At 58.1% G+C, this 6786-nt stretch carries 4 protein-coding genes; 1 reads left to right on the forward strand and 3 read right to left on the reverse strand.

Features of this window, described 5'->3' with window-relative positions:
* Positions 1–190 precede the first annotated feature (190 nt).
* Positions 191–937 (reverse strand): GntR family transcriptional regulator, encoded by a 747-nt coding sequence (locus IRZ24_RS14930; RefSeq protein WP_297165620.1) that lies wholly within the window; start codon positions 935–937, stop codon positions 191–193.
* Positions 938–1621: 684 nt separating this feature from the next.
* Between IRZ24_RS14930 and IRZ24_RS14935 the strand changes: the two genes are divergently transcribed.
* A complete protein-coding gene (locus tag IRZ24_RS14935; RefSeq protein WP_297165622.1) occupies positions 1622–4189 on the forward strand; it encodes an ATP-binding protein in 2568 nt (855 codons plus the stop codon).
* Positions 4190–4425: 236 nt separating this feature from the next.
* Here the strand turns inward: IRZ24_RS14935 and IRZ24_RS14940 are convergent, their stop codons facing one another.
* Together IRZ24_RS14940 and IRZ24_RS14945 are read right to left on the reverse strand one after the other, a co-directional pair.
* Positions 4426–5052: a hypothetical protein gene (locus tag IRZ24_RS14940; RefSeq protein ID WP_297165624.1), complete on the reverse strand. Its 627-nt coding sequence runs from the start codon at positions 5050–5052 to the stop codon at positions 4426–4428.
* 150 nt (positions 5053–5202) lie between these two features.
* Positions 5203–6111, reverse strand: a complete 909-nt coding sequence (locus IRZ24_RS14945) for a hypothetical protein (protein ID WP_297165626.1) — start codon at positions 6109–6111, stop codon at positions 5203–5205.
* Positions 6112–6786: the final 675 nt, after the last annotated feature.

Consider the following 6786-nt stretch of genomic DNA (forward strand, 5'->3'; position numbering starts at 1 on the left):
GTACTGGATAGCGGCGACCCGGTACCTGGTAAAGGAGGACGCGGATGTACTCATGCTTGCAAGCTCCAGGCGTGATTGAGCAGAGCAAGCGGCGCCGGTGGCGCCGCGCCCACAACCCCTATTATATACCATCCTGGCGAGCCTACCAGAGCTGAAGAAGATACGGACCCGAACGGCTTGACACGCGGGCTCAGCCCTCGCCAGGCCCACGACGATAGATCACGAACTCGAAAACATCAGCGACATGATATTCCTGTGAGAAGAGCATGGGATGCTGTTCCAGGCTGTAATCGACCTGCTCTACGTAGAGCACAGGCGTACCAGGAGCCAGATCAAGTTTCTGCGCTAGCCAGGCTTCGGCCAGCAAGGGCCGGAGCTGGGCGATGCCGTGGTGAATCGGCAGGCCAAGCTGCCGGGCTAAGAATTCATAGAGCGAGTTGCTATAGAGATCGGTCAATTCATAGCTGGCCATTTGTAGCAGGGTCGCCGGCAGAAACTCGATCGAGAAGACCACCGGGCGCTGATCGGCCAAATAGACACGCTCAATCACAAACACCTCATCCTGGGGAGCGAGAGAGAGCCGCGTGGCGACAGAGGGCTGAGCAGGCAGGGTCTGAATGACTACATCGCGCATGCCCGGGGTGTGTCCCGTGGCCCGGATAAGCTCACTGATGCCGAAATTGTGGTCAAGGCTGCTCTTGACCTGCTGCAGGCGCTGATTCACAAAGGTTCCGTACCCATGACGGCGCACAATCAGCCCTTCCTCAGTCAGACCTTGCAGAGCCTCGCGCAATGTTGTGCGGCTAACTCCCAGGGTCTCGGCAAGCACCTCTTCATTGGGAAGACGAGAACCAGGGGGATAAATACCTGTATTGATAAGGATGCGCAGCCGCTGACGCACCTGGCTGGCCAGCGCTCTTCTGGCTTTGATCGCCATGCAACCCCCTCCCTGCTTCTGCTTGATTGTTGAGAGCAGAGCAGGTAGACTAGAGATATAGCACAGAGGCAGTCACGAATGTTTAAGGTTGAGTCTACACAATTGGTGCAGAGATGTCAAGTGGTTCATATGATTGGCGGTTCCTGCTGTAAAAAGGGTGATTGCTCTTAGAATCGGTGCAACTATCACAAGCAAGCAGAAGGTATCTGGCTCAGGAGCGCCTGTCTATGCACTATCATACCTGCGCCCAGCGTCTGCCCGGCCTCTCAATCTGGCAAGAGCGAAAGCCAGCAATGTGCCTGTCATCCTGGCGAGCGTTCTTCTGACACTAACCATCTGAACGTTAGTTAGAAGAGTAGCTGAGCGAAGACAGCCCTTGTCAGTGCAGAAACCGATGGATAGGCCAGAGGTCATAGACACGTGAGCGAAGGGATAGGAAGGGGCCGAGAAGGGTTGACCGCAGAGCAAAGCCAGAATCACTTATGGTGTGGTCTCTCTCCCTGCTGGCGCTGAGGTCCTGACAAGCATGCGTCGCAAGCAGGTGAGGGAGAGCAAAGCACTGGATGCTTTCCGGCTCTCTTCCTCAACAACTTGTATCCCTCTACTATAGTGAGAAAGAGCGAGGGGACTGGCGGCCTGGCCTTCTCCTGGTTATACCTGCGCCATCCGCAACATTGGTGATCCATGCAGAGCAGCGAATCGTTTAGCAGTGCTAACGCCGACTCATTTGAGTTGCAACCTCCCTATCTGGCTGCTGCTGGGGCTGATCCATTGCAGTTCGAGCTATTGCGGCAGCAAGAGCAACTGATCAGTAGCACCAGCCTGCTGCCTGAAATCTTTCGTGCCCGACTCTTTACCCTCCTTAGCTATCTGAGGCAGGTACCTCATTGCCTGCACTACTGGCTAGCCTGGTTTCTCAGCCAAGGCCAGGGGGTCTCAGCCATTGCTAGCCTGTTCCAGCTACCGACGAGCGATGAGGACGGTGCCGCCTGGCTTGAACTACTCGCCGGGCAGACTGGGCCTCTAGAGAGCTGGCCCGAACCGGCTTCCGATCTGGAGCGGGCCTTGCTTTGGGCTGCTGCCGCTCTTCTCTTACCGGGTGAGCCGGCAGAGCAGGCCCAGCAAGAGCTACGGCGTCTGCTCTTGCCGGAGGCCTATGCCTCGTTGCAAGCCCTGCTAGCCTTCATCCAAGCCTGTCATCTCTGGTTGAACGCCTATCCCGAGCGCGCACAACTTGCCGACGAGCAGGCGCGTCAATATCTCCTGCGACTGCTCCAGTGCCGTGATAGAAGAGAACAGGAGGAGCTGCGTTCGCTGCTAGAGCGGCTCGATTCCTGTACAGACGAAGCCATCTTGAGGCGCGAGCTTGAGCTGTATCGGCGCCAGTTGCGGACCGTACTAGAGGCCATTGGGGACAGCGTTCTGCTTTATGATCAACGAGGACGCCTCGTCTATCTGAACACTGTAGCGCGTCGGCTCCTGCCCCTCTTACAGCCTGATCACGCCCGTCTGGCCTTCCTCACGGCTAAGGACGAGGAAGGGAAGAAGGGGGGCGAGGCCGTGGGGGTCTCCGCCGCTGCGGGCGAGCCGCTTCTGCCTCTGCTGAACGATACTCCCGCCTCTCTGCCGCTCAGACGCATGCTGTGGGAAGGAGAGGCTATCGCGGGTGAGCATGCACTTGAGATCAGCCTACCGCTTGCCAATGGTGAGGAAGCCATCTTCAGCTTTAGCGGTGCGCCAGTGCGTGGTAGTCGTGGCCGGATCATTGGCGCTATCGTGATCGGAAGGGAAGTGACAGCGCGGCGTCGTCTGGAGCAGCGTGCTCACACCGCGCTCAATGCGCTCCTGGCGATGGCCGAAGCCCTGGTTCAGGCGGATGACGAGCCGGCTGCCATCCAGCAAGGCCAGCGGGAGAGCCAAACGCGTCTCATCATGCTGCGCTTAGGCGAACTGACGCGCCAGGTATTGGGCTGTCAGCGCGTGGCCATGCTCGGTCTTGAGCGAGAAACCGAGCGTGTTCAGCATGTGGCTGTCACCGGGGTCACGCCGCAGCAAGAGCGACTCTGGCAAGAGAGCGTACTTGGAGCGCCATTAAGCGTCTTTCTCAGTGCGCCCCTGCTGGAGCGCCTACGCGCTGGCGAGAGCCTGCACATTGATCTTGAAGCGCCCGAATTCAGTCATCTGCGGAGCCAGATTCGTAGCTACCCGGTGCGAGCCTTGCTCATCATCCCCATGTGTCTGCGAGAGCGCCTGATCGGCGTACTTTCTGTAGACTATGGGGCTGAGGAACATCGCTACAGCCCTGATGAATTAGCTCTGGCCGCGGCAGTGGCGCGCATGGCCACCCTGGTGCTGGAGCGCGAGCATCTGCTAGAAGAGCGGGCCGAGGCTCGCGCCAGCGTCCTGGCTCTGCGCGAAGCCAATCGCCGTATGGACGAATTCATCAGCTTTGCCAGCCATGAGCTGCGGGCTCCCCTGACGGTCCTCAAGGCCAATGCCCAGCTCATCAAACGGCTCCTACAGAAGGCCAGTGCTCTGGGTCGCGATCTCAGTAGTGGTGGCGCACCTGGGGAGGGTAGCGCAGGTCAATCCCCTTGGCAGTCGCATCCTGTACTCCAGCGCCTGGCCGGCATTCCCGAGCTACTCGACCGCTCGATTGCTCAAGTCGATTTACTGGATCGCCTAGTTGGGGACCTACTTGATTTCTCCCGTATTCAGTCGGAGACCCTGCAGTTAGTGCGTCGGCACCTTGATCTGGCGGCGATTGTGCGCGAAGTCGTGCAAGCTCAGCAGCAGGTACATCCGGGACGTGACATTCGCCTCTCGATCGAGCATACTGGCGCGGTCATTGTTGAGGCCGATGCCGCGCGCATTGGTCAGGTGCTGACCAACTATCTGCTCAATGCCATTCGCTATGCGCCGCCCGACCGGCCTATAGAGGTCCGTCTGTGTGTCGAAGATCAGCGAGCGCGAGTGCTGGTGCGTGATGAGGGACCGGGCGTGCCGCTCGAGCTGCAGCAACGCATCTGGGAACGCTTTTATCGCGCGCCGGGCATCCCCGTACAGGAAGGCTCGCCTGTCGGGCTGGGGCTAGGGCTGCATATCTGCCGCACCATTATCCAGCTTCATGGCGGTGAGGTGGGGCTGGAAAGCCAGCCTGGCCAGGGGGCAACCTTCTGGTTCGCTCTCCCCCTGGCCCAGGTCACAGACCGCCGTTCAGCCACCCAGTCGCCTGACCAGTCGCCGGCCTGAAAGGATCGGCTAGCCTGGAGAGCCAGCAGTGCTCTGGACAAAAGAAGGCTACAGCCAGGCTGCCTCGGCGCCGCGGCCAGAGAAGTTTCCCAGGAAGACCAGGACCAAGCGTAAAGTCAGGAAGGGGGAAACTCTGTCAGCCTGGGCTGGGGCAAAGTGCCATCCCCTCTGCCTTCCTTCCTGGCCTCGTTCTTCTTTTGGCTTGATGGTGACCGGTCTGGCCCGACAGCGCCTCCTCAGCTCCCTAGCACTGCCAGGAGCATCGCTAGCAGTCCAATGATGCGCAGGCCATCGCCGATATTATCGATCAGCAAAGAGTTCACGAAGAAATATTTCTGGAAAATCATCAGATAGCCCAGGCCCAGGAAGAGGAAGGCCGTGCCCATCAGGAAAGCGAAGCGCGTCGGCTTCTTCAGTAGGGCCGTCGTATACATATAGAAGATGCCCAGGCAGAGAAGAGAGCGAGAGCCACTCAGAGTGGCACGTAGCCATACATTGGGCAGATCAGGTAAAACAGGAGAGAGCAGACCGATACACAGAGCGGCCAGCGAGCAGATGATCTGAAGGCGAAGCAGAGCATTCAAATACTGGTCTGAATTACTGACAAGACTGAGCAGAATAAACAGATAGGCGCAGGCCTGGCCCAAATAAAGGAACCAGTCGGTATTTAAAGTAACGCTTGTCACCAGCATCGACAACAAATCGGCCAGGCCGGTGAGGGCGATCATCCCCATAGAGATACCCAGCATCAGCAGGCGCGTGCTGCGCACCTGGGGATAAGCAATGACCACGCGCACAGTCACAAAGAGCGTAATCGTGATCAGAATAATTGCCAGCACGATGGGCATCCAACTGAGACCCACGTCTGCCTCCTTCCTAGCGAACCAAAGCTAGAAGCAACCAACCGATAGATGAGCGATAGAGAAAGAGAAAAAGCCAGAGCGCGACAGAGCCCGGTCGTCGGACGAGAGGCCAGGCCAGAGCGCCTCGGCGGGGAGCGGGAGCGAGCTGGCTCAAGACTCAAAGAGTCGTTCAGCGTTGACGGGATGCCCGTCGGGATCGACCAATTCCACCCGCCGCATCTTCACAAGGATATGTAAAGCGGCCAGAACATCGGCCAGTTCCATACCCGTACTATGGACTAACTCCGCGATGCTCTGGACACCGTCGATCGCGGCATGCAGACGGCGAGCGCGCTTATCGCTGATGGCTGCAGAGCGCGCGAAGGGATTGTCAGAGGTGAGCAGCTCGGCATCCTCTTTACGCCGCGGGATCAGGGCGGTCAGAGGCACTGGCTGCGATTGATGGCCTGGGCCTGGAGTTCGCATTGAAGCCAGCACTGTGCCGGGAACCGTCATGTTCGGCCCCGGCGCGGCAGAGGCTGCGGTCGGCAAAGGGAGCAGCAAGCCGCGCTGCGTAGCCAGGCCGATCGCCTGCCGTAGCAGGGTCGTAATCGCATGCTGCAGATCCGCTTGAGGCGGATAGCTCGTAAAGAAAAGATAGGTTAGCGCAAAAGGCAGCGGCTCCTGGGGTCCCGGCGTGGCAGGCGGAGCGGGAAGTAAAACAGGGCTGCTCATGAAACCACCAAGACAGTAGTGGCAGGCATATTGATGCAGCAGGCCCACCTGCTGCGGAGGAAAGAGCATCTCAATGGCAAAGGTCTGGACTGGGCGCTGCTCAAAGGCCAGACGCTGGGCGATCAGCAGCATCTGTTCATTATACGTAATCTGCTCCGGCAGGTTGGGATCACGGGGAAGCATGGTGCGCAGATGAAGCACGGAGGTGCGGGCCGGCGTCAGAAGCGGTGTCCAAAACTCAATCAGCTCGATCTGGAAGTGTTCAATGAAAGCGTAGCAGAGCCACTGGAAAAGTTCATCGACCGTATATATAGCGGATACAGCGCGTAATAAAAGATTCATCATAACAAACTGCTGTCTGCGTGCATCTGGTGAACCGGCTCTGCCTTGAGGGTACTGGCTGCTCATGAGCAAAAAACCTCTGTGTTCAGGTAACGGTCTAATCCAGTCGTCAACCAGCTCCGGCGGTCGTAGCTAGCTTTTTCCGCCTCTTCTTCAAGAACGCCAGGAAAGGGGAGATTTTTCTCTTTGGACCAACTCTATGCAGCGAAGAAAGCGGCTGCTGGCTTTTGGGCGGTGGCTGCGGCGGGACCCCTTGCTCGCACAAAGCCCAAAATTGCCATGCTACCATAGCAGGTAGCTACATAGAGTGTCAATAAAAATCGCATTAAAGTCAAGTTGAGATATCGACACATTCTGGTCAACAATTGGTTATCAGCTCCCTTTTAATAAGCGAGTACAAGTGAGGCGCCTGCTCTCCAAGCCAGGCCCAGACAAAGCCCCTGGAAAGGCAGAAACAAGCAAAAGAAAGCAGAGCAGCGGACTGGCTCTAGCTAAGCGCCAGTCCGCTGCTCTGGCAGAAGAGGGCAAGCACGTCAAGCCTGGAGGGCAAAACCCTCGTGAGGAGCGAGGGATACCAGAGGCGTCAACGACCCCTGGCTTCAGCCAGGGGTCCCCGGCGGCATGCCTTTATGGACGTTAGTGTGGGATGTGTGGGTTATACACATCTCCCAGCCCCCG

The organism is Thermogemmatispora sp. (assembly GCF_019683755.1).
GTDB lineage: Bacteria > Chloroflexota > Ktedonobacteria > Ktedonobacterales > Ktedonobacteraceae > Thermogemmatispora.

Excerpts from the sequence above, each read along its gene's own strand:
- IRZ24_RS14930 (WP_297165620.1), bottom strand. The coding sequence starts at position 937 with ATGGCGATCAAAGCCAGAAGAGCGCTGGCCAGCCAGGTGCGTCAGCGG.
- IRZ24_RS14935 (WP_297165622.1), top strand. The coding sequence starts at position 1,622 with ATGCAGAGCAGCGAATCGTTTAGCAGTGCTAACGCCGACTCATTTGAG.
- IRZ24_RS14945 (WP_297165626.1), bottom strand. The coding sequence starts at position 6,111 with ATGATGAATCTTTTATTACGCGCTGTATCCGCTATATATACGGTCGAT.